This window comes from Salmonella sp. 741265073_HBA, from assembly GCF_046569105.1.
GTDB lineage: Bacteria > Pseudomonadota > Gammaproteobacteria > Enterobacterales > Enterobacteriaceae > Salmonella > Salmonella enterica.
On sequence record NZ_JBKFRY010000001.1, the window covers coordinates 292,676 to 315,265 of the forward strand.

21 protein-coding genes are annotated in these 22,590 nt (G+C 54.2%); 13 read left to right on the forward strand and 8 right to left on the reverse strand.

The annotated features are described in order from the left end of the window. The first annotated feature begins 18 nt into the window (after nucleotides 1-18). Nucleotides 19-876: an aldo/keto reductase gene (locus tag ACLD3P_RS01510; protein WP_000843751.1), complete on the forward strand. Its 858-nt coding sequence runs from the start codon at nucleotides 19-21 to the stop codon at nucleotides 874-876. 98 nt (nucleotides 877-974) lie between these two features. Here the strand turns inward: ACLD3P_RS01510 and ACLD3P_RS01515 are convergent, their stop codons facing one another. Continuing rightward, the gene (locus tag ACLD3P_RS01515) at nucleotides 975-1,859 is read right to left on the reverse strand and encodes a D-hexose-6-phosphate mutarotase (RefSeq protein ID WP_020898700.1); all 885 of its coding nucleotides are present in this window, start codon (nucleotides 1,857-1,859) and stop codon (nucleotides 975-977) included. A 328-nt stretch (nucleotides 1,860-2,187) separates the two neighbouring features. Then, nucleotides 2,188-3,183, reverse strand: a complete 996-nt coding sequence (gapA, locus tag ACLD3P_RS01520) for a glyceraldehyde-3-phosphate dehydrogenase (protein ID WP_000153505.1) — start codon at nucleotides 3,181-3,183, stop codon at nucleotides 2,188-2,190. A 341-nt stretch (nucleotides 3,184-3,524) separates the two neighbouring features. On the opposite strand from gapA, the gene msrB reads away from it, so the two are divergent. Together msrB and ACLD3P_RS01530 are read left to right on the forward strand one after the other, a co-directional pair. Next, nucleotides 3,525-3,938 carry a peptide-methionine (R)-S-oxide reductase MsrB gene (msrB, locus tag ACLD3P_RS01525; protein WP_001519539.1) on the forward strand — a complete coding sequence of 138 codons (414 nt, stop codon included), beginning with the start codon at nucleotides 3,525-3,527 and terminating at the stop codon, nucleotides 3,936-3,938. Nucleotides 3,939-3,979: 41 nt separating this feature from the next. Next, on the forward strand, nucleotides 3,980-4,258 hold the full coding sequence (locus ACLD3P_RS01530; RefSeq protein ID WP_079834900.1) for a YeaC family protein: 279 nt from the start codon (nucleotides 3,980-3,982) through the stop codon (nucleotides 4,256-4,258). 350 nt (nucleotides 4,259-4,608) lie between these two features. Here ACLD3P_RS01530 and pncA read toward each other — a convergent pair whose 3' ends face one another. The 3 genes from pncA to sppA form a co-directional block, all read right to left on the reverse strand. Then, complete coding sequence (pncA, locus tag ACLD3P_RS01535; protein WP_000184707.1) at nucleotides 4,609-5,265, reverse strand: bifunctional nicotinamidase/pyrazinamidase; 657 nt, start codon at nucleotides 5,263-5,265, stop codon at nucleotides 4,609-4,611. Between the two features lie 26 nt (nucleotides 5,266-5,291). Further along, on the reverse strand, nucleotides 5,292-6,308 hold the full coding sequence (gene ansA, locus ACLD3P_RS01540) for an asparaginase (RefSeq protein WP_411006350.1): 1,017 nt from the start codon (nucleotides 6,306-6,308) through the stop codon (nucleotides 5,292-5,294). Nucleotides 6,309-6,403: 95 nt separating this feature from the next. Further along, nucleotides 6,404-8,260 carry a signal peptide peptidase SppA gene (gene sppA, locus ACLD3P_RS01545; RefSeq protein ID WP_001259884.1) on the reverse strand — a complete coding sequence of 619 codons (1,857 nt, stop codon included), beginning with the start codon at nucleotides 8,258-8,260 and terminating at the stop codon, nucleotides 6,404-6,406. Between the two features lie 173 nt (nucleotides 8,261-8,433). On the opposite strand from sppA, the gene ACLD3P_RS01550 reads away from it, so the two are divergent. The 3 genes from ACLD3P_RS01550 to topB all read left to right on the forward strand — a co-directional run bounded on the left by ACLD3P_RS01550 (nucleotide 8,434) and on the right by topB (nucleotide 12,100). Continuing rightward, the gene (locus ACLD3P_RS01550) at nucleotides 8,434-8,985 is read left to right on the forward strand and encodes an NAD(P)H nitroreductase (RefSeq protein ID WP_061378393.1); all 552 of its coding nucleotides are present in this window, start codon (nucleotides 8,434-8,436) and stop codon (nucleotides 8,983-8,985) included. Between the two features lie 117 nt (nucleotides 8,986-9,102). After that, a complete protein-coding gene (gene selD / locus ACLD3P_RS01555; protein ID WP_001294888.1) occupies nucleotides 9,103-10,146 on the forward strand; it encodes a selenide, water dikinase SelD in 1,044 nt (347 codons plus the stop codon). A gap of 4 nt (nucleotides 10,147-10,150) precedes the next feature. Next, nucleotides 10,151-12,100 (forward strand): DNA topoisomerase III, encoded by a 1,950-nt coding sequence (topB, locus tag ACLD3P_RS01560; RefSeq protein ID WP_411006351.1) that lies wholly within the window; start codon nucleotides 10,151-10,153, stop codon nucleotides 12,098-12,100. A gap of 29 nt (nucleotides 12,101-12,129) precedes the next feature. Here the strand turns inward: topB and gdhA are convergent, their stop codons facing one another. After that, on the reverse strand, nucleotides 12,130-13,473 hold the full coding sequence (gene gdhA, locus ACLD3P_RS01565) for an NADP-specific glutamate dehydrogenase (protein ID WP_000372865.1): 1,344 nt from the start codon (nucleotides 13,471-13,473) through the stop codon (nucleotides 12,130-12,132). Between the two features lie 238 nt (nucleotides 13,474-13,711). On the opposite strand from gdhA, the gene ACLD3P_RS01570 reads away from it, so the two are divergent. Next, nucleotides 13,712-13,987 carry a YnjH family protein gene (locus tag ACLD3P_RS01570; RefSeq protein ID WP_000336847.1) on the forward strand — a complete coding sequence of 92 codons (276 nt, stop codon included), beginning with the start codon at nucleotides 13,712-13,714 and terminating at the stop codon, nucleotides 13,985-13,987. Here ACLD3P_RS01570 and ACLD3P_RS01575 read toward each other — a convergent pair. Beyond that, nucleotides 13,947-14,363: a pyrimidine (deoxy)nucleoside triphosphate diphosphatase gene (locus tag ACLD3P_RS01575; RefSeq protein WP_001527820.1), complete on the reverse strand. Its 417-nt coding sequence runs from the start codon at nucleotides 14,361-14,363 to the stop codon at nucleotides 13,947-13,949. The genes ACLD3P_RS01570 and ACLD3P_RS01575 overlap by 41 nt on opposite strands. A gap of 72 nt (nucleotides 14,364-14,435) precedes the next feature. Next, the gene (xthA, locus tag ACLD3P_RS01580; protein WP_000673954.1) at nucleotides 14,436-15,242 is read right to left on the reverse strand and encodes an exodeoxyribonuclease III; all 807 of its coding nucleotides are present in this window, start codon (nucleotides 15,240-15,242) and stop codon (nucleotides 14,436-14,438) included. Nucleotides 15,243-15,687: 445 nt separating this feature from the next. Here xthA and ACLD3P_RS01585 point away from each other — a divergent pair, with 445 nt between their 5' ends. The 6 genes from ACLD3P_RS01585 (at nucleotide 15,688) to spy (ending at nucleotide 22,536) form a co-directional block, all read left to right on the forward strand. Next, nucleotides 15,688-16,914, forward strand: coding sequence for an aspartate aminotransferase family protein (locus tag ACLD3P_RS01585; protein WP_000059498.1), 1,227 nt, complete (start codon nucleotides 15,688-15,690; stop codon nucleotides 16,912-16,914). Continuing rightward, on the forward strand, nucleotides 16,905-17,939 hold the full coding sequence (gene astA, locus ACLD3P_RS01590; RefSeq protein WP_001263885.1) for an arginine N-succinyltransferase: 1,035 nt from the start codon (nucleotides 16,905-16,907) through the stop codon (nucleotides 17,937-17,939). The genes ACLD3P_RS01585 and astA overlap by 10 nt, the downstream gene beginning before the upstream one ends. Next, nucleotides 17,936-19,414, forward strand: coding sequence for a succinylglutamate-semialdehyde dehydrogenase (gene astD, locus ACLD3P_RS01595; protein WP_197399902.1), 1,479 nt, complete (start codon nucleotides 17,936-17,938; stop codon nucleotides 19,412-19,414). The genes astA and astD overlap by 4 nt, the downstream gene beginning before the upstream one ends. Then, nucleotides 19,411-20,754: an N-succinylarginine dihydrolase gene (gene astB, locus ACLD3P_RS01600; RefSeq protein ID WP_411006352.1), complete on the forward strand. Its 1,344-nt coding sequence runs from the start codon at nucleotides 19,411-19,413 to the stop codon at nucleotides 20,752-20,754. The genes astD and astB overlap by 4 nt, the downstream gene beginning before the upstream one ends. Continuing rightward, nucleotides 20,747-21,715 carry a succinylglutamate desuccinylase gene (gene astE, locus ACLD3P_RS01605; protein ID WP_411006353.1) on the forward strand — a complete coding sequence of 323 codons (969 nt, stop codon included), beginning with the start codon at nucleotides 20,747-20,749 and terminating at the stop codon, nucleotides 21,713-21,715. The genes astB and astE overlap by 8 nt, the downstream gene beginning before the upstream one ends. Nucleotides 21,716-22,050: 335 nt before the next feature. After that, nucleotides 22,051-22,536 (forward strand): ATP-independent periplasmic protein-refolding chaperone Spy, encoded by a 486-nt coding sequence (gene spy / locus ACLD3P_RS01610; RefSeq protein ID WP_001228999.1) that lies wholly within the window; start codon nucleotides 22,051-22,053, stop codon nucleotides 22,534-22,536. Nucleotides 22,537-22,590: the final 54 nt, after the last annotated feature.

Here is a 22,590-nt window from a genome sequence, read left to right on the forward strand (position 1 = left end):
AGTGACATTGAAAAGGAAATGAAATCAGTGAAAAACGTAACGTTTTGCGGGCAGGTGACGCTTCCTGCCATCGGACAGGGAACATGGTATATGGGCGAGCGCGCGGATCAACGTCAGCGCGAGGTTTCGGCGCTGCGTGCGGGGCTGGATTTGGGGTTGCGCCTTATTGATACGGCGGAAATGTATGCCGACGGCGGGGCGGAAAAGGTCGTGGGCGAGGCGCTGGCAGGGCGACGCGATGAGGCATTTCTGGTGTCAAAAGTGTACCCGTGGAACGCTGGCGGCCAGAAGATAGTTGCCGCCTGTGAGGAAAGCCTGCGTCGTCTGAAAACAGATTATCTCGATCTCTATCTATTGCACTGGGCCGGAAGCTTTTCATTCGAAGAGACCGTTGAAGGTATGGAGCGGCTAATCGCGCAGGGGAAAATTCGCCGTTGGGGAGTCTCTAATCTTGATTATGACGATATGCAGGCGCTGTGGCGCATCCCGGGGGGACAGCAATGCGCGACAAATCAGGTGCTCTATCATCTGGCGTCACGCGGTATTGAGTATGATTTATTGCCGTGGTGTCAACAACAGCGAATGCCAGTGATGGCCTATAGCCCGCTGGCGCAGGCTGGCCGGTTACGTAGCGGTTTACTGAATCATCCGGTGGTGAATGAAATTGCGCAAGCGCATAACGCTACGGCGGCGCAAATCTTACTGACGTGGGTGATTGCGCATCCGGGCGTGATGGCGATCCCGAAAGCCGGAAGTACAGAACACGTGAAGCAAAATGCAGCGGCGCTTGAGATCGCCTTGTCAGCAAACGAACTTGCCTTACTGGACAACGCCTGGCCTGCGCCAAAAGGGAAAACCGCGTTGGATATGGTGTGACGCCGGATAAAATGTGTAAGCGCCGCCATCCGGCAAGTCATGCCTGATGGCGGCTGACGCCTTCCAGAGCCTATAGCAACGCCGTTATCCATTCACTTTTAGCGTTTAGCGACGCAGATAGTCTGCGCCAGACGAGAGGGTTTTTCTTCTGTGGCTTGTTGCGGCGCAGTAGCGTAAACCGTTTCAACGCAGACAAACGTTTTATAGCCGTCATCCGGCATGTCGCCCATGCTGACGGATAACGCCGGGCCAGGGTTCCAGCCTACGACGTTAAGGTGATGGTGGTGGACCACATCAATCGTGCGGTTTAATGTCGCATCGTGGATCACGCTACATGCTTCAGGATTGAGGTAAACGCGATCGGTACGGTCCGGAAAGGTTTGCATACCGTCGGTCAGGACACCTTCTTTAGCGTCGTTAACTTTATCAATAAACCGATCGCCGAGTCCGCTGACCTTAACGTTGGCGATGTCGCCAACGTTAAAATAGCTGTGGAGCGCGGATGTGGTTGCAAACTCGCCATGCGCTTCCAGTTCAATTTCACAGGTTTTGCCCACTTTAAAACGTGCCAGCAGCGTGAAATCGTGCGGCCAGTATTTCCGGGTGGCCTCACTGCTTTGCAGCTCAAATGTCAGCATTACGCCATTATCATCTTCATTATGCGCTTTTAGCGCCCACGGTAGATTACGCGCAAAGCCGTGTGACGGCAGACCCTGTTGAGCCGCAGGTCCAAACCAGGGCCAGCAGATCGGTACGCCGCCGCGTAGCGCCACGCCGGTTTTGAAAGGCGTATTATTACTGAGCCACAATACCTCTTCCTCGCCAACGGGTTTCCAGGAGAGAAGGTGCGCGCCCTGTAATGCAAAAGAGGCTTTAACCTGCGGATGGTCAACGACGATCAGATCCAGGTCATCAAGCTGACGACGGGAAAGGACAGGGGTAAGCTGTTCGATAACCGGGAGGGCAAAAATTTTATTAATCATTACGCAATCCTCTTAACCCTAAATAATTCGAGTTGCATGACAAGGCGCTTGTGCCTTGACCAGTGCTTGCGCTGGCCCGTAGAGGCGGGGCCGCAGGCCGAGTAACGCGGCAAGTGAACGACAAATTCATCGGGAACGAATTTGAACAACCGTAGGTAACCTACGGCCAGGGACATCCCTGATTCATCCCGATAAGTTCGACTTCCGTCAGTGATTCGGGTGAGAAAGCATAGCCAACACACCTGCAACTTGAAGTATGACGGGTATATCTTTAAGCAAAAAAAAGAGCGACCTGAGTCGCTCTTACCAATGACTGTGTCATCTCAACTTATTTGGAGATGTGAGCAATCAGGTCCAGTACTTTGTTGGAGTAACCGGTTTCGTTATCGTACCAGGAGACCAGTTTCACGAAGTTGTCGTTCAGCGCGATGCCTGCTTTAGCATCGAACACGGAAGTGCATACTTCGCCGTTGAAATCGGTAGATACAACGTCGTCTTCGGTGTAACCCAGAACGCCTTTCATTTCGCCTTCGGCAGCAGCTTTAACAGCAGCTTTGATCTGCTCGTAGGTAGCCGCTTTTTCCAGACGAACGGTCAGGTCAACAACGGATACGTTCGGAGTCGGAACGCGGAACGCCATACCAGTCAGTTTGCCATTCAGTTCCGGCAGTACTTTACCTACCGCTTTAGCAGCGCCAGTAGAGGACGGGATGATGTTCTGAGATGCACCGCGGCCGCCGCGCCAGTCTTTGTGAGACGGGCCGTCAACGGTTTTCTGGGTTGCGGTAGTCGCGTGAACAGTAGTCATCAGACCTTCGATGATGCCGAAGTTGTCGTTGATAACTTTAGCCAGCGGCGCCAGGCAGTTGGTGGTGCAGGAAGCGTTGGAAACGATGTCCTGGCCTTCGTATTTGTCAAAGTTAGCGCCTTTAACAAACATTGGGGTGTTGTCTTTAGACGGACCCGTCAGAACCACTTTTTTCGCGCCAGCGGTGATGTGTTTACGCGCGGTTTCGTCAGTCAGGAAGATACCGGTAGCTTCAGCCACTACGTCAACACCAACTTCGTCCCATTTCAGGTTAGCCGGATCGCGTTCAGCGGTAACACGGATTTTTTTACCGTTAACGATCAGATGACCGTCTTTCACTTCAACAGTACCGTCGAAACGGCCGTGAGTGGAGTCATATTTCAGCATGTATGCCATGTACTCTGCGTCTAACAGGTCGTTGATTGCAACGATCTCGATGTCAGAACGTTTCTGAGCAGCACGGAAAACAATGCGACCGATACGGCCAAAACCGTTGATACCTACTTTGATAGTCATATATTCCACCAGCTATTTGTTAGTGAATAAAAGGTTGCCTGTAAAATTACAAAAACCTTACGCAGCGTCAAGCGGAATCGTGTCAATCATTGCGACAAATCAATCCTCTGCACAACCTTTGCGCGGCTGATTCGCCTCACTCTTCCTTTCGGCTTGAAACCACATGGGGGCGCCGCCCCGAATTTTAAAGGGCAACCGAGATAATAATGTGACATCAGTCACGATTCGTGAGCCGCCATTTCGCAATGATCAAGTTTAGAACAAAAGTTGGTACTGAGGTGTTAATGTTTTGTTAGAATCGGTCAGGCAATGTGAGCACGTTTAAAGTGAGATGTGAGCAAATGGCTAACCAACCTTCAGCAGAAGAACTCAAGAAAAAATTGTCCGAAATGCAATTCTATGTGACGCAGGATCGTGGCACAGAACCGCCATTTACCGGACGCCTGCTACATAATAAACGCGATGGGGTTTATCACTGCCTGGTCTGTGATACGCCGCTTTTTCACTCCCACACCAAATACGATTCAGGCTGCGGCTGGCCTAGCTTTTACCAGCCTGTCAGCGAAGAGGCGATTCGTTACATAGACGATTTTTCTCATGGCATGCAGCGTGTCGAAATTCGTTGCGGAAACTGTGATGCGCATCTCGGACACGTTTTCCCGGACGGGCCGCAGCCAACCGGTGAGCGCTATTGCGTTAATTCGGCCTCGCTGGCCTTTTCTGACGAGAAAAACGGCGATCAACTGAAAGGTTGAAAAAACGATTCAGCAAATTATTCCACAGGAGCGGACACATCATGAATTTTGATGAGATCATTAACAGCATGACGCCGGAAGTGTATCAACGTTTATCCACCGCCGTTGAGCTGGGTAAATGGCCGGATGGCGTGGCGTTGACGCCGGAACAGAAAGAAAACAGCCTACAGCTGGTGATGCTATGGCAGGCGCGGCACAATACCGAAGCGCAACATATGACGATCGATACTCACGGTCAGATGGTGATGAAAAGCAAGCAGCAGCTCAAAGCGGATTTCGGTATTACGTCAAAGCCGATTGCGACATTGAAAATGCAGTAACGGCAGCCGGATAAGAGGTAGTCGCCATCCGGTGGTTTAATTGCCAATGCGTTGTGCTTACCGGGCCTGCTCATTGCTGCCAGACACAGGCCCGCCATATTTTTACGAATAACGCTTAATGTCCAGCGAGTCCGCCAACTGTGTCGCTAACTGGTTATTGTCATCGGTGCCTTATTCCCAGAACATTGCGCCGGCCAGCCCGCGCTTTGTAATCTGTTTCGTTAGAAGCGCTCTCCAGCCTGCGTTGAGCTTTGCCTGGTAGCGACGCTGACGTGACGTATCCGGCCCAAAGATCTATGCAATGGTCTCACCGTTGCGTGATGTATTGACCGGATACGATACCTGCTACGCTACCTGGCGACAGCCTGGCCCTGCGTCTCTTCCCAGTCTGCCAGCGTATACAGCGTCGCGCCTGCCGCCGCCATCTCCATAAACGCGTGTGCGCTATCCTGCGGGTGAATATTCACGCCGCGACAGCCATCGGTGATAACGTTAACGGCATAGCCCAACTCTAGCGCATCCAGCACCGTAAATTTTACGCAGTAATCGGTCGCCAACCCCATCACGATAAGCTCGGTAACGTCATGCTCGCGAAGCCAGGTATCAAGGGTAGTTTTCTGCCGATGTTCGTTGTCAAAAAACGCACTGTAGCTATCAATCAGCGGGTTTTCACCCTTATAGATGCAGGCGTCAATCGCATGTTGGTTAAGCAGGGGATGTAACGCCGCGCCGTCGGTATGTTGAACGCAGTGATCCGGCCAGAGCGTTTGCGGCAGCCCGTCCAGCTTTCCCTGACTATAGGGTTCCGCCTGATGCTGGCTGGCGAAGCTGCCATGCTGCGCGGGATGCCAGTCCTGGCTGGCCAGCACCGGAATCTGCCGGGGCTGGCACCAGTCAATAAGAGCGTTGGCGATGTCGATGGTGCTGTCGCCTTCCGCTACAGCCAGCGCGCCGCCGGCGCAAAAGTCATTTTGCAAGTCGACCAGTAATAAGGCCCGGTTTGTCATTATCTTCTCCTTGTCGTCGGGATTTTTTAATCATCCGGCGTCAATTCACCACGCAAGTTTTGCGCCATCGCGCTACGAATCGCCTGAGTGTCCAGACCCTGGCTTAACAAATAATGCAGTTTGGTTAAGGTGGCTTCGACGGTCATATCGGCACCGCCAATCACGCCAGCGTGCGCCAGCGCATTACCGGTAGCGTACCCGCCCATATTGACTCGCCCTGACATGCATTGCGTCAGGTTAACCACCACGATGCCGCGCGAACTGGCCTCTTTCAGCTCCTGTAAAAACGCTTTATTTTGCGGCGCGTTGCCTACGCCATAAGAGCGCAGAATCAGCGCTTTTACCGGCTGACGCAGAAAGTTACGTATTACCTCGGCGGAAATCCCCGGATAAATCGTCACTACGCCTATCGGTTGCGGCGTAATAGGGTGTACGATTAATTCACCAAAACCGTAGGGCGCGGGAGGCGTATTTAAACGGCGAATGTGAATTCCTGCTTCCAGCAAGGGCGGCAGATTAGGAGAGGCAAAAGCGTCAAAACCATCCGCATGGGCTTTGGTCGTGCGATTGCCGCGGAACAGACGATTATTAAAAAACAGCGTTACTTCATTAACAGGATAGTTGGCGGCGACATAAAGTGCATTCAGCAAATTAATTTGCCCGTCGGAGCGCAGCTCTGCCAGCGGAATTTGTGACCCTGTCACAATAACCGGTTTACCCAGATTTTCCAGCATGAAAGAGAGCGCCGATGCGGTAAACGCCATCGTGTCGGTGCCGTGCAGAATAACAAAACCGTCATACTCATCGTAGTGCGCTTTGATATCTGCAGCGATATGCTGCCAGTCTTCCGGCGTCATATCTGATGAATCCATCAGCGGGGCATATTCATGGATGGTAAAATCCGGCATCTCCGGGCGGTGGAATTCCGGCATCAGCGCCAGCTGGCGCTGAAGGTGCCCGGACACCGGGATATACCCTTTATCTGAGCGCTGCATACCGATAGTACCGCCGGTATAGGCAACGTAAATTGATTTCTTTTGCATGATAATGTTCAGTCGTGTCGCGAAGGACGTATTAATGATTATCGGATGGCGGCTATGAGCAGACGCCGCCATCCGGTATGGCTATTGATGAAGCATTAGCGAACGTTCGCGCAAGTCAAACAGAACGCATAACGGTTTTGCGGATCGTTAAATGCCGCCAGTTTATCCCCCTCGGCCTTCACCGTGTTGGCGGCGGAAACGAGCGGCGCCGGGAGCATCGCCTGAATGGCCTCCGGCAGCATGGCGCGTACTGATCCGGTCATACTGTCCATGACCATATCAAGGACCGTCGGTTCGTCCTGATAGTAATCAAGATGCCACTGTTTCAGTTTCGCCAGCTCCGCCGCTTTGGCGACGGCGTCGTCAAAGTCGCCGAGACTGTCCACCAGACCATTGGCTTTCGCGTCTTCTCCGGTCCAGACATGGCCTTGTGCGATTTTATCAATCTGCTCCGGCGTACGCTTACGCGCGTCTGCCACCAGTGTGATAAAGCGTTTGTAGCCGTACTCAATACTGAGTTGCATCATCTGCTGCACTTCCGGTGACAGCGCTTTGGTCATCGAAATATCCGCCAGCGGCGAGGTGGAAACGCCGTCGCTGTGTACGCCAATCGACGACAGGCTGTTTTCTACCGTATTGATGACGCCGAAGATGCCAATTGAACCCGTCAGCGTGCTGGGGCTGGCCACGATATAGTTTGCCGGCGTAGAGATCCAGTAACCGCCGGAGGCCGCCATGCCGCCCATTGAGACCACCACCGGTTTGCCAGCCGCTCTTGCCGCCGCCAGTTCGGCGCGGATAACTTCGGAGGCGTTGACGCTACCGCCTGGGCTATTGACGCGCAGCACAATCGCTTTCACTTTAGGATCAAGGCGTGCGTCGCGGATCTGCGATGCCGTAGTGTCGCCGCCGACATTCCCTGGCGTTTCTTCGCCATCCATAATCGCGCCATTGGCGAAAATAACCGCAATAGTACCGCCGGTATCCGCAGGCGTTTTCAGCGAATAATCGTAATAGCTGATCGCGCGATAGTTATTTTCGGTTTTGCTCCAGCCAAACTGCTTCGTCAGCGCTTTTTCAACATCTGCGCTGGAGGCGAGGGCGTCCACCAGTTTATGGTCGAGCGCATATTTGGCGGTGTCGCCGCCCACGCTGGTTAACCCGTCGATAATAGCCTGCGCGCCGGGGAAGAGTTGTTGCGGCGAAATCTGGCGATTGGCGGAAACGGTATGCAGGTAGTTCTGCCACAGTTCGCCTATCCAGCGGCTGTCGGCCTCGCGGGCGGCGGGCGACATATCGTCGCGGATAAACGGCTCGACGGCGGATTTATAGGTGCCGACCCGGAAAACGTGGGTAGAGACTTTCAGTTTATCCAGCAGCGTTTTGTAGTACAGGCCATTCGTAGCGAAGCCGTGAAGATCTACCTGACCCTGTGGGGAAAGCCAAATTTTATTGGCGAAACTGGCGAGGTAATACTGACCCTGGCTGTAGTTTTCACCCACGGCGAAAACCGGTTTGCCGCTGTCGCGGAATTCGCGCAGCGCTTTACCGATATAGCGCATTGACGGCTGATCGGCACCGGTGAAGTTTTTCAGATCCAGAACGATACCCGTGATGTTACGGTCATCTTTCGCCTGACGAATAGCGTTGACGATGTCAAACAGGGAGTTTTCCTGCAGACGGTCGGAGCTGGCGCCAAATAACTGGCGTCCCAGCGCGCCCAGACGGTGATTGGTGGAGGGTTTATCCACAATGACGCCGGAAATATCCAGCAGCAAAGCGCCGCGCGCCGTTTGCTCACTGTTGCTGCCGTTACCGATCTGCATCCAGATCCCAACGCCCACCAGAACCAAAAAAATAAAGAACAGGTTGAGTACCATTTCACGGACGAGGTTCAACACTCGCCACGTCCATTTAAAAAATCCGGCAATAAATCGCCACAGGGTTCGCATGTATTCTCCCTATCTGAGTAACAACGCTTATACCTTGGTGAGGATAAAGCATTAAGATGTGGCTATCGTAATGACCCATCAGGCAGTTGTCAGCAGGAATCACTGCCTGCGCTGTAACAAAATCCGCTCCCGTGTTAATTTTGTGAATAAATATCATTGCTGGAGTTAATCAAATGGATGCACTAGAACTGCTGGTCAACCGTCGTAGCGCCTCTCGTCTCGCAGAACCGGCGCCTGTCGGAGAGCAATTACAGAACATTCTGCGGGCGGGAATGCGTGTTCCCGATCATAAATCTCTACAGCCGTGGCGTTTTTTTGTGATTGAAGGAGAGGGGCGCGACCGCTTCAGCGCCGTGCTTGAACAAGGCGCTGTCGCTGCCGGAGGCGATGAGAAAGCGATCGAAAAAGCGCGTAATGCGCCGTTTCGCGCGCCGCTGATCATTACCGTGGTGGCGAAATGCGAAGAAAACCATAAGGTTCCGGTGTGGGAACAGGAGATGTCTGCCGGATGCGCGGTGATGGCGATGCAAATGGCGGCGATTGCGCAAGGGTTTAATGGTATCTGGCGTAGCGGCGCATTAACGGAGAGCGCTATCGTGCGGGAAGCCTTTGAGTGCCGCCCGCAGGATAAAATTGTTGGTTTTCTCTATCTCGGCACGCCGCAGCTCAAAGCGTCAACGACGATCGGTACCCCCGACCCCACGCCGTTTGTGCGTTATTTCTGACGCTGAGGGATAAAACTGTCTGGATTCTGAGCAAAGGCGCGGTAATTCAGACAGTGATACTTACCACATCAGGGAATGAGCGCTACCATAGCGCGAATGCAATGACAGGAGATGTCCATGAGCGAGCAAGCCATTCGTTTAACGCAATACAGCCACGGCGCTGGTTGTGGTTGTAAAATTTCCCCTAAAGTGCTGGAGACTATCCTGCATAGCGAGCAGGCGAAGTTCGTCGACCCGAACCTGCTGGTGGGTAATGAAACCCGCGATGATGCGGCGGTTTACGATCTGGGTAATGGCACCAGTATTATCAGCACCACCGACTTCTTTATGCCGATAGTCGACAACCCGTTTGATTTTGGCCGCATTGCGGCAACAAACGCCATCAGCGATATTTTTGCGATGGGCGGCAAACCGATTATGGCGATCGCGATCCTTGGCTGGCCGATTAATACCCTGTCGCCCGATATTGCGCGTGAAGTGACCGAGGGGGGGCGTTTTGCCTGCCGTCAGGCCGGTATCGCGCTGGCGGGCGGACACTCTATTGACGCCCCGGAGCCGATCTTTGGTCTCGCGGTCACAGGCGTAGTGCCGACCGAACGGGTGAAGAAAAACAGTACCGCGCAGGCGGGATGCAAACTCTTTCTGACCAAACCGTTGGGGATTGGCGTGTTGACCACCGCCGAGAAAAAATCGCTGCTTAAGCCTGAACATCAGGGGCTGGCGACGGAAGTCATGTGTCGGATGAACATTGCTGGCGCGGCGTTTGCCAATATCGACGGCGTAAAAGCTATGACTGACGTTACCGGTTTTGGCCTGCTGGGGCACCTGAGCGAGATGTGCCAGGGCGCAGGCGTGCAGGCGCTGCTTTGCTATCAGGACATCCCTAAACTGCCGGGCGTGGAAGAGTATATTGCTCTGGGCGCCGTACCGGGCGGCACAGAGCGCAACTTCGCCAGCTATGGTCATCTGATGGGCGACATGTCGCGTGAAGTTCGTAGCCTGCTGTGCGATCCGCAAACGTCAGGCGGTCTGTTGTTGGCGGTAACGCCGGACGCCGAAGACGATGTTAAAGCCACCGCGGCGGAATTTGGTATCGATCTGACCGCGATTGGTGAACTGGTCGAGGCCCGCGGCGGTCGCGCTATGGTTGAGATTCGTTAACCTGATGCGGTTGTTTATTGCCGAAAAACCGAGTCTGGGGCGCGCCATTGCGGATGTGCTGCCAAGACCGCACCGTAAAGGCGATGGTTTTATTGAGTGCGGAAACGGGCAGGTCGTCACCTGGTGTATTGGTCATTTGCTGGAACAGGCGCAGCCGGATGCGTATGACAGCCGTTATGCGCGCTGGAATCTGGCTGACCTGCCTATCGTGCCGGAAAAATGGCAGCTTCAGCCTCGTCCTTCCGTCACCAAACAGCTCAATGTGATTAAGCGCTTTTTGCATCAAGCCGGTGAAATTATTCACGCCGGCGACCCGGATCGCGAAGGGCAGCTTCTGGTTGATGAAGTGCTGGATTATCTCCAGCTTCCTGCCGAAAAGCGCCAGCAGGTACGGCGTTGTCTGATAAACGACCTTAACCCGCAGGCGGTCGAGCGTGCTATTGACAGGCTGCGGGCGAACAGCGACTTCGTGCCGCTGTGCGTCTCCGCGCTGGCGCGAGCGCGAGCGGACTGGCTGTATGGCATTAATATGACCCGCGCTTACACGATCCTGGGCCGTAATGCCGGCTATCAGGGTGTGTTATCCGTGGGACGCGTACAGACGCCGGTACTGGGGCTGGTGGTGCGGCGAGATGAAGAGATTGAGAACTTCGTCGCCAAAGACTTCTTTGAAGTGAAGGCGCACATCGTTACGCCTGCCGACGAGCGTTTTACCGCTATCTGGCAGCCGAGCGAGGCGTGCGAACCTTATCAGGATGAAGAGGGGCGCTTGCTTCATCGTCCGCTGGCGGAGCATGTAGTGAACCGAATCAACGGTCAGCCCGCGCTGGTAACCAGTTATAATGATAAACGGGAATCAGAATCCGCGCCGCTGCCGTTTTCGCTCTCGACGCTACAGATTGAAGCCGCTAAACGTTTTGGCCTGAGCGCGCAAAACGTGCTTGATATTTGTCAGAAGCTATATGAAACCCACAAACTGATTACCTATCCGCGTTCCGACTGCCGTTATCTGCCGGAAGAACACTTTGCCGGACGGCAGGCGGTCATGAACGCGATTAGCGTCCACGCCCCGGATTTACTGCCGCAGCCTGTGGTTAATCCTGATACGCGCAATCGCTGCTGGGATGACAAAAAAGTGGATGCGCACCACGCGATTATCCCGACGGCGCGCAGTTCTTCTGTCCATCTGACGGAAAACGAAGCGAAAGTGTACACCCTGATTGCGCGTCAGTATCTGATGCAGTTCTGCCCGGACGCGGTGTTTCGTAAATGCGTTATTGAACTGGAAATCGCCAAAGGAAAATTTGTCGCCAAAGCGCGTTTTCTGGCGGAGGCCGGTTGGCGGACGTTACTGGGCAGTAAAGAGCGCGACGAGGAAAACGACGGTACGCCGCTGCCGGTTGTCGCCAAAGGTGATGAGTTGCTGTGTGAAAAGGGGGAAGTGGTCGAACGCCAAACCCAGCCGCCGCGTCATTTCACCGATGCGACATTGCTTTCCGCGATGACCGGAATTGCCCGCTTCGTGCAGGATAAAGATCTGAAAAAGATCCTGCGCGCGACCGATGGGCTGGGGACGGAAGCCACGCGCGCCGGGATTATCGAGCTGCTGTTCAAACGTAGCTTTCTGACCAAAAAAGGTCGCTACATTCATTCTACCGATGCTGGCAAAGCGTTAATACATTCGCTGCCGGAAATGGCGGCCCGTCCAGATATGACCGCGCACTGGGAATCTGTTTTGACGCAAATCAGCGAAAAGCAGTGCCGTTACCAGGATTTTATGCAACCGCTGGTCGGCACGTTATATCAACTGATCGATCAGGCTAAGCGCACGCCGGTGAAGCGCTTCAGAGGGATAGTCGCGCCAGGTGGCGGAGAAAAGAAAAAGAGCGCGCCGCGCAAGCGAGCGGGCAAAAAAAGCCCGCCTGCTGAGGAGACAGGCCGTCAGACCGAATAAGCGTAAAGCCATCTGGCCTGACGACGGGATTAAATGACGCCCTGCGCCAGCATGGCGTCGGCGACTTTCACGAAACCGGCGATGTTGGCGCCCTGAACGTAGTTGGTATGCTTATTATCGCCGCCGTACTCGACACAGGCGTGGTGGATATCCAGCATAATGTGATGCAGACGGGCATCCACTTTCTCGGCTTTCCAGCTCAACCGCGCGGCGTTCTGCGCCATTTCCAGCCCTGATGTCGCCACGCCGCCCGCGTTGGCGGCTTTACCCGGCGCAAACAGTACGCCCGCCTCAAGGAAGAGATCGGTCGCTTCAATCGTGGTTGGCATATTTGCCCCTTCCGCCACGGCTTTTACGCCATTGGCAATCAGTACGCGCGCGGCGTCAACGTCCAGTTCGTTCTGCGTCGCGCATGGCAGGGCGATATCCACCGGTACGCTCCAGGGCTGCTGGCCTTCCAGATAGGTTAAACCAAACTCACGGGCGTAGTCAGCGACGCGACCGTCACGGCTGGCTTTAATTTCACACAGACGCGCCAGCTTCTCTGGCGTGAAGCCACTTTCATCGACCACCGTCCCGCTCGAATCCGACGCGGTAACCACGCGCGCGCCAAAGGCCATCGCTTTCTCAATGGCGTATTGCGCTACGTTGCCGGAGCCGGACACGGCGACGCGCATCCCTTCGAAACCGAGACCATGACGTTTAAGCATCGCTTCGGTGAAGTAGACCAGGCCATAGCCCGTCGCCTCCGGGCGAATCAGGCTGCCGCCGAAGGAAAGCCCTTTGCCGGTGAAGACGCAGGCGCTGTTATTGGAAAGCTTGCGCATCATTCCCGCCATAAAGCCCACTTCGCGCCCGCCCACGCCGATATCCCCGGCAGGCACGTCGGTATCCGGCCCTAAATGGCGATACAGTTCAGTCATCAGCGCCTGGCAGAAACGCATCACTTCGCCTTCGCTTTTCCCTTTCGGATCGAAATCGCTGCCGCCTTTACCGCCGCCCATCGGCAACGTGGTGAGGGCATTTTTAAAGGTTTGCTCAAAGCCGAGGAACTTAAGGATGGAAAGGTTTACCGAAGGATGGAAGCGCATACCGCCTTTATAGGGGCCGATAGCAGAGTTGAACTGCACGCGCCAGGCGCGATTTACCTGCACCTGGTTTTTGTCGTCCAGCCACACTACGCGAAACTGAATTACGCGCTCTGGTTCAACCAAACGTTCCAGTAAAGACATGTGGCGGTAACGGGGGTTTTGTTCAAGAAACGGCCACAGGGTGGTCATGACTTCACGGACGGCTTGCGCGAACTCGGTTTGATGCGGGTCGCGCTTTTGTACATGGTTGAGGAACGATTCCAGAGAACATGTCTGATCCATAGATATAAAAACCTCTTATATATTAATGTGGTTGTATTTGCGTTTTATCAGAATATGTATTTGCAGTTTTCGACTATACCATCAGCAATGTGACGGTAAGCAAGAAAAAAATGACGCTGCTAAGTAAATTCATAACGGGGCGAGGGTCATAACTAAAAGCGATGACAAAAGAGGATTAAAGTTTTCACGGCGGCTTACCGTTATACTGAGAATATACTTAGAAAAATAAGGAACTCCTATGTGCCGAAGCCTCGTGGTCGCCGTGATGGCGATAATGCCAATGGTCGGGCTGGCAAACCAGAACAGTCGTCCTGATATTCAGGTGAATGTCCCGCCGGAAGTTTTCAGCACGCGCGGTCAGTCATCCCAGCCCTGCATTCAGTGCTGCGTTTACCAGGATCAGAATTACTCCGAAGGCGCGGTAATCAAAGTGGAAGGCGTCTTGCTCCAGTGCCAGCGTGACGAAAAAACCATCAGCACGAATCCGTTAGTCTGGCGTCGCGTAAAGCCATAAACGCCTGCAATAGCGGAATATCCGCCGGGGCGAGGGGGTATTCCAGCGCCTCTTCCGGCGTACACCAGGCTAATGCCTGATGTTCCAGCGCACGTATCAGGCCGTTAAACGCAGGCACATGCCAGGCGTGCAAATGAATTCGTCGGCCAGACACGTCGCGTTGATGGCTGGCGATATAGACGCCGGGCGTGGCATCAATCCCTAACTCTTCGCGTAGCTCACGGACAAGCGCCTGCGGCTGGGTTTCGCCGGGTTCGACTTTACCGCCGGCAAATTCCCATAAACCGGCTTGATCCGCATGATCTGGGCGCTGGGCCAGCAGAATTTTGCCGTCGCGTTCAATGATGGCGGCAACAACATCGAGTTTTTTTATCATTGTCGTTAAGGTCGTTATTCCTGCCGGGAAGCGTCGCGCTATCCCGGCCTTACGGTTAATCAGAAAGCGAAATCAAACACGAAACGTCGCCCAGACCGGCGCATGGTCGGAGGGTTTTTCCATACTGCGAATGTCGTAGTCAATACCGGTTTCTGCGCAACGTTCCGCCAGCGGAGCGCTTGCCAGCAAGAGGTCGATGCGCAGCCCGCGATTATCCACGAAACCTTTTGAGCGGTAATCAAACCACGAAAATTTATCCATTGTTTGCGGATTCGCCTGACGGAACGTGTCCACTAATCCCCACTTCAGTAACCGTGACATCCATTCACGCTCCTCCGGCAGGAAGGAGCATTTACCGGTACGCAGCCAGCGTTTGCGGTTCTCTTCGCCGATGCCAATATCCAGATCGGTCGGACTGATATTCATGTCGCCCATAATTAATACCGGATTATCGCACTTGAGTTCCGTTTCAAGATAGTTTTGTAAGTTCTGATAAAATTGCGCTTTCGCGGGGAACTTCAACGGATGATCCCGGCTTTCCCCCTGCGGGAAATAGCCGTTAATGACGGTGATATTACCCAGCGGCGAGGGGATTTCCGCCATGATAATGCGGCGTTGCGCCTCTTCGCCATCATCCGGGAAACCGCGTCTGACGGAAATGGGCGTGGCTTTTGTTAGCAGCGCGACGCCGTAATGGCCTTTTTGTCCATGATAGAAAACGTTATAGCCCAGCTTCGCGACCTCTTCGAGCGGGAACATTTCGTCGTGGACTTTTGTCTCCTGTAGGCCGATCACATCGGGCTGGTGTTTTTCGACAATCGCTTCAAGCTGATGGGGACGGGCGCGCAGGCCGTTGATATTAAAAGAGACAAATTTCATAGTCACTGCCACTTTGCAAGGTGAATCGTGTTGGGATGGTAACAGAAATTTTACCGGGTGACTGCCACTCATCGTCAGATTCGGCCAATGGAAGCGTATGGTGTTTTCTATAGCGCGAAAATGGCACGGTTTGCGTGCAGATGCGCCAGAACGGGGCGGTAATTTCCAGTAAATTTCGTATAAGATCACAATTCCAGAATTATATTTGGCAACTGAATAATATTTCGCTTTTTCCTCTTTTTAGCCACCGATTATGCGGGAATATTCACTTTTCATGCAGTAAAAGTGAATATCGCTACGCTGTAACCCATTGATTTACCGTTTATCACTTCTGTTTATGCAATGTTAACGCTGGCTGGCACGAATGCTGCAATCTACATTTACAGCGCAAACACTCATATTAATTAACATATAAATAACTTTATTTTTACCAAAAGAGGTCGCTATGTCTCTGTCAGTTACGCGCGAAAACTTTGATGAATGGATGGTGCCAGTATATGTTCCCGCGCCTTTTATTCCTGTACGCGGAGAAGGCTCACGCCTGTGGGATCAGCAGGGGAAAGAGTATATTGATTTTGCTGGCGGGATCGCGGTCAACGCCTTGGGACATGCGCATCCGGCGCTGCGCGAGGCGTTAAATGAACAGGCGAATCGCTTCTGGCATACCGGGAACGGTTACACCAATGAGCCGGCGCTGCGACTGGCGAAAAAACTGATCGACGCGACCTTCGCCGAACGCGTTTTCTTTTGTAATTCAGGCGCTGAAGCAAATGAAGCAGCATTAAAACTGGCGCGCAAATATGCCCACGATCGTGTCGGCAATCATAAAAGCGGCATTGTGGCCTTTAAAAACGCGTTCCATGGTCGCACGCTCTTTACCGTCAGCGCTGGCGGTCAACCCTCCTATTCACAGGACTTTGCGCCGCTGCCGCCGGATATTCGTCATGCAGCCTATAACGATCTGAACTCCGCCAGCGCGCTAATTGATGACAATACCTGCGCCGTGATCGTAGAGCCTGTGCAGGGCGAGGGCGGCGTGATCCCCGCCACGAAAGCTTTTTTGCAGGGGCTGCGTGAATTGTGCGACCGGCATCAGGCGTTACTGATTTTTGATGAGGTGCAGACGGGCGTCGGACGTACCGGCGAACTGTATGCATATATGCATTATGGCGTTACGCCCGATATCCTGACGACTGCTAAAGCGTTGGGCGGCGGCTTCCCGATCGGCGCGATGCTGACCACGCAAGACTATGCCAGCGTTATGACGCCAGGCACCCATGGCACCACCTACGGCGGTAATCCGCTGGCGACGGCAGTTGCCGGAAAAGTACTGGATATCATCAATACGCCGGAGATGCAAAACGGCGTCAGACAGCGCCACGATGCGTTTATTGAACGTCTAAATACCATTAATGTACGTTTTGGCATGTTCAGTGAAATTCGCGGGCTGGGGCTACTGCTTGGCTGTGTGCTACAGACGGAGTTTGCCGGAAAAGCCAAACTCATCGCCCAGGAAGCGGCAAAAGCAGGCGTGATGGTGCTCATCGCCGGCGGCGACGTGGTGCGTTTTGCGCCAGCGTTAAATGTGAGCGACGAGGAGATAGCCACCGGGCTTGATCGTTTTGCCCTGGCGTGCGAACGCCTTCAGACGGGAGGCGCATCATGCGGGTGATTCGTCCTGTCGAACATGCGGATATCGCCGCGCTGATGCAGCTTGCAGGCAAAACGGGCGGCGGCTTAACCTCGCTACCGGCAAATGAAGCGACTCTGGCGGCCCGCATTGAACGCGCGCTAAAAACCTGGTCCGACGAGCTGCCAAAAGGCGAACAAGGGTATGTATTCGTTCTCGAGGACAGTGAAACGGGTGAGGTCGGCGGGATCTGCGCCATTGAGGTCGCGGTCGGTCTTAACGACCCCTGGTATAACTATCGTGTCGGTACGCTGGTTCATGCCTCCAAAGAGCTGAATGTATATAACGCGTTGCCAACATTATTCCTGAGTAATGATCACACTGGCAGCAGTGAGCTTTGCACGCTGTTTCTCGATCCCGAATGGCGTAAAGAGGGTAACGGCTACCTGTTGTCAAAATCGCGCTTTATGTTTATGGCCGCGTTTCGCGATAAATTCAATGAGAAAGTGGTGGCGGAAATGCGCGGCGTCATTGACGAGCACGGTTATTCTCCCTTCTGGCAAAGTCTCGGCAAACGCTTTTTCTCTATGGATTTCAGCCGGGCGGATTTTTTATGCGGTACCGGGCAAAAAGCGTTTATCGCCGAGCTGATGCCCAAACATCCTATTTATACCCACTTCTTATCTGAAGAGGCACAGGCCGTGATTGGCGAAGTCCACCCGCAAACGGCGCCAGCCCGCGCGGTGCTGGAAAAGGAAGGTTTTCGCTATCGCCACTATATCGACATCTTCGACGGTGGGCCGACGCTGGAGTGTGATATTGACCGCGTGCGGGCCATTCGTAAAAGCCGACTGGTGGAAGTCGCGGAAGGGCAACCCGCGCCTGGCGACTATCCGGCATGTCTGGTCGCCAATGAAAACTATCACCACTTTCGGGCCGCGCTGGTGCGTGCCGATCCGCAGACTTCACGACTTGTACTTACCGCCGCGCAGTTGGATGCGCTGAAATGTCGCGCGGGCGACCACGTTCGGCTGGTACGCCTTTGCGCTGAGGAGAAAACCGTATGACGCTATGGATAAACGGCGACTGGATAACCGGTCAGGGCGAACGCCGCCGCAAAACGAATCCGGTGAGTGCGGAGATACTTTGGCAGGGGAATGACGCTAATGCGGCACAGGTCGCCGAGGCCTGTCAGGCGGCGCGCGCGGCGTTTCCTCGTTGGGCCAGACAGCCTTTTGCGGCACGACAGGCTATCGTAGAGAAATTTGCCGCCCTGCTGGAGGCGCATAAAGCCGAGCTCACGGAGGTCATCGCGCGTGAAACCGGTAAACCGCGCTGGGAGGCGGCAACGGAAGTGACGGCGATGATCAATAAGATTGCCATCTCGATTAAGGCTTACCACGCCAGAACAGGCGAACAAAAAAGCGAACTTGTCGATGGCGCCGCGACGTTGCGCCATCGTCCTCACGGTGTGCTGGCGGTATTCGGCCCTTATAACTTTCCCGGCCATTTACCGAATGGCCATATTGTGCCCGCGTTGCTGGCAGGCAATACGCTGATCTTCAAACCTAGCGAGCTAACGCCATGGACCGGGGAAACGGTAATAAAACTCTGGGAACGGGCCGGGCTACCGGCAGGCGTTCTTAATCTGGTGCAGGGCGGCCGGGAGACCGGACAAGCGCTAAGTTCGCTCGACGATCTCGATGGGCTGCTGTTTACCGGCAGCGCCAGTACCGGATATCAGCTTCATCGCCAGCTATCCGGCCAGCCGGAAAAAATCCTGGCCCTTGAAATGGGCGGAAACAATCCGCTCATTATTGAGGATGCGGCAAATATAGATGCGGCGGTACATCTGACGCTGCAATCGGCGTTTATTACCGCCGGACAGCGCTGTACCTGCGCGCGACGCCTTCTGGTAAAACAGGGTGCGCAGGGAGATGCATTTCTGGCGCGGCTGGTTGACGTTGCCGGACGTCTGCAGCCCGGCAGATGGGACGACGATCCGCAGCCGTTTATCGGCGGACTGATTTCAGCGCAGGCGGCACAGCATGTGATGGAGGCCTGGCGTCAACGAGAGGCATTAGGCGGTCGCACGCTACTGGCGCCGCGGAAGGTCAAAGAGGGAACCTCTCTGCTGACGCCTGGCATCATTGAGCTGACGGGCGTCGCGGATGTGCCGGATGAAGAGGTGTTTGGTCCGCTGCTGAACGTCTGGCGTTATGCGCATTTCGATGAGGCGATTCGTCTGGCGAATAATACCCGTTTTGGTCTGTCGTGTGGGCTGGTGTCGACGGATCGCGCGCAGTTCGAACAGCTCTTGCTGGAGGCGCGGGCAGGGATCGTTAACTGGAATAAACCGCTCACCGGGGCAGCGAGTACTGCGCCGTTTGGTGGTATCGGCGCGTCTGGCAACCATCGGCCCAGCGCTTGGTATGCCGCCGATTATTGCGCCTGGCCGATGGCCAGTCTGGAATCTCCCGAACTGACGTTGCCTGCGACATTAAGCCCCGGCCTCGACTTTTCTCGCAGGGAGGCGGTATGACGGCGCATGAAGTTAATTTTGACGGGCTGGTGGGGCTTACGCACCATTATGCCGGGCTATCCTTCGGCAATGAGGCATCGACCCGCCACCGTTTTCAGGTGTCGAATCCTCGTCTGGCGGTAAAGCAGGGGCTGCTAAAGATGAAAGCTTTGGCGGATGTCGGCTTTCCCCAGGCGGTGATCCCGCCGCATGAGCGGCCTTTTATTCCGGCGTTGCGTCAGCTCGGCTTCACGGGTAGCGATGAGCAGATTCTGGATAAGGTTGCGCGTCAGGCGCCACGCTGGCTTTCCAGCGTGAGTTCCGCGTCACCAATGTGGGTTGCGAATGCGGCGACGGTTTGCCCATCGGCAGACGCGCTGGACGGGAAAGTTCACCTGACGGTGGCGAATTTAAACAATAAATTTCATCGCGCACTTGAGGCGCCTGTTACCGAAGCGCTACTACGCGCCATATTTCGCGATGAAAGCCAGTTTTCAGTGCATAGCGCGTTACCGCAGGTCGCATTATTGGGAGATGAAGGCGCGGCGAATCATAACCGTCTTGGCGGCGAGTATGGTTCGGCAGGCGTGCAGCTTTTTGTCTATGGGCGCGAAGAGGAGAATGAAATACGACCCGCTCGTTATCCGGCGCGCCAGAGCCGCGAAGCCAGCGAGGCCGTGGCGCGTCTTAATCAGGTGAATCCGCAACAGGTTATCTTCGCTCAGCAAAACCCGGAGGTCATCGATCAAGGCGTATTCCATAATGATGTCATCGCCGTTTCGAATCGACAGGTATTGTTTTGTCACGAAGCGGCGTTTGCCCGGCAGAAAGTGCTCATTAATCAGTTGCGTACGCGCGTTGACGGTTTTATGGCGATAGAGGTGCCCGCCGGCGAGGTTTCTGTATCAGATGCTGTGGCGACCTACCTGTTTAATAGTCAATTGTTAAGCCGTGACGACGGCTCAATGCTGTTAGTGTTGCCGCGGGAATGTCAGGACCATGTCGGCGTCTGGCGCTATCTGAATAAGCTGATGGCGGAGGATAACCCCATCAGCGCGATGCAGGTATTTGATTTGCGAGAAAGTATGGCCAACGGCGGCGGCCCGGCCTGTCTGCGATTACGCGTGGTGTTAACAGAAGAAGAACGACGGGCGGTGAATCCCGCGGTAATGATGAATGACGCTCTGTTTACGGCCCTTAACGCGTGGGCGGATCGTTATTATCGCGATCGCCTGACCGCCGCCGATCTGGCCGATCCGTTATTATTGCGAGAAGGCCGGGAGGCGCTGGATGTGTTAACGCGTCTGCTGGATTTGGGGTCGGTTTATCCTTTCCAGCAAACGGGGGCGGCTGATGGATAACTTTCTGGCGTTGACGCTAAGCGGCACGACACCACGGGTGACGCAGGGGAAGGGCGCGGGTTTTCGCTGGCGCTGGTTAGGCCATGGTCTGCTTGAACTCACGCCCGATGCGCCGGTCGACCGCGCGTTAATTCTTTCTGCGGGGATACACGGCAATGAAACCGCGCCGGTAGAGATGCTGGATAAGCTGCTGTCGGCGCTGCATTCAGGCAGCTTGACGTTAACGTGGCGAGTGCTGGTGGTACTCGGCAATCCGCAGGCGCTGGCGGCGGGAATACGCTATTGTCACAGCGATATGAACCGTATGTTTGGCGGGCGTTGGCAGTCCTTTGCCGAAAGCGATGAAACGTGGCGGGCGCGTGAGCTGGAGCTAAGTCTGGAGACCTTCTTTTCATCTGGCCAGGCGCGGGTACGCTGGCATCTGGATCTGCATACCGCCATTCGTGGCTCGCATCATTTGCGTTTTGGCGTATTGCCGCAGCGCGACCGCCCGTGGGAGACAGATTTTCTGGCGTGGCTGGGCGCGGCAGGACTGGAGGCTTTAGTATTTCATCAGGCGCCCGGCGGTACGTTTACGCACTTTAGCTCTGAACATTTCGGCGCGCTTTCCTGTACGCTGGAGTTGGGAAAGGCGTTGCCGTTTGGGCAAAACGATCTGACGCAGTTCAGCGTAACCTCGCAGGCGTTGTCGGCGCTGTTGAGCGGTGTCGAAACGTCAACCTCGTCTTCGCCGCCGCTACGCTATCGGGTGGTGTCGCAAATCACGCGTCACAGCGACAAGTTCACGCTTTATATGGATGCGCAAACGCTGAATTTTACTGCCTTTGCGAAGGGAACGTTGCTGGCCGAGGAGGGGGATAAGCGTGTGACGGTGACGCATGACGTTGAATATGTTCTCTTTCCTAATCCCTCTGTCGCCTGCGGATTGCGGGCTGGATTAATGCTGGAAAGACTGCCCTGATAAATGTCCCTGTAAGCTCACGTTAGGATTACAGGGATGATTTGGGACACAGTTTCATGCTATTACGGATTATTCCTGGAGAATTGCTTTATTAATAAGCGTTGCTGCGTTATAGTTCTGCATAATTTCTGCTATATCATGCTACTGTATATTTATCTTTCAACTCTGCGCAATTTATTCTTTTTTTCTTCACAATTGGCGAAAAAGTGTTTTTTATACTTTCATTGTTTTACCGTTGTTCTGACTAATTGACGCTAAGACGGTTAAAGTTAATCACGACAACACGGCGCTGTTTTAAATATGCCGTAAAAATAACTGAAAGGAAGGATGGAAATATGCGTAAACTGACTGCTCTATTTGTTGCCTCTACCCTGGCGATGGGTGCTGCGAATCTGGCTCATGCCGCTGAGACTACCACCGCCGCGCCAGCGGATGCGAAGCCGATGATGCAGCATAAAGGTAAATTTGGCCCACATCACGATATGATGTTTAAAAACCTGAACCTGACAGACGCACAGAAGCAACAAATTCGCGATATTATGAAAGCGCAGCGCGAGCAAATGAAACGTCCGCTGCTGGAAGAGCGTCGCGCCATGCATGATATTATCGCCAGCGATACCTTCGATAAAGCCAAAGCCGAAGCGCAAATTACGAAAATGGAAGCGCAGCGCAAGGCCAATATGCTGGCGCATATGGAAACCCAGAATAAAATTTATAACGTTCTGACACCGGAGCAGAAAAAGCAATATAACGCTAATTTTGAGAAGCGTCTGACAGAACGCCCGGCGCAACAAGGTAAAATGCCTGCTGCGGCAGAATAACTTTCCGCATAATTTAAGACCGCCGGTCTTGTCGACAACACAATCGTTGAGGTG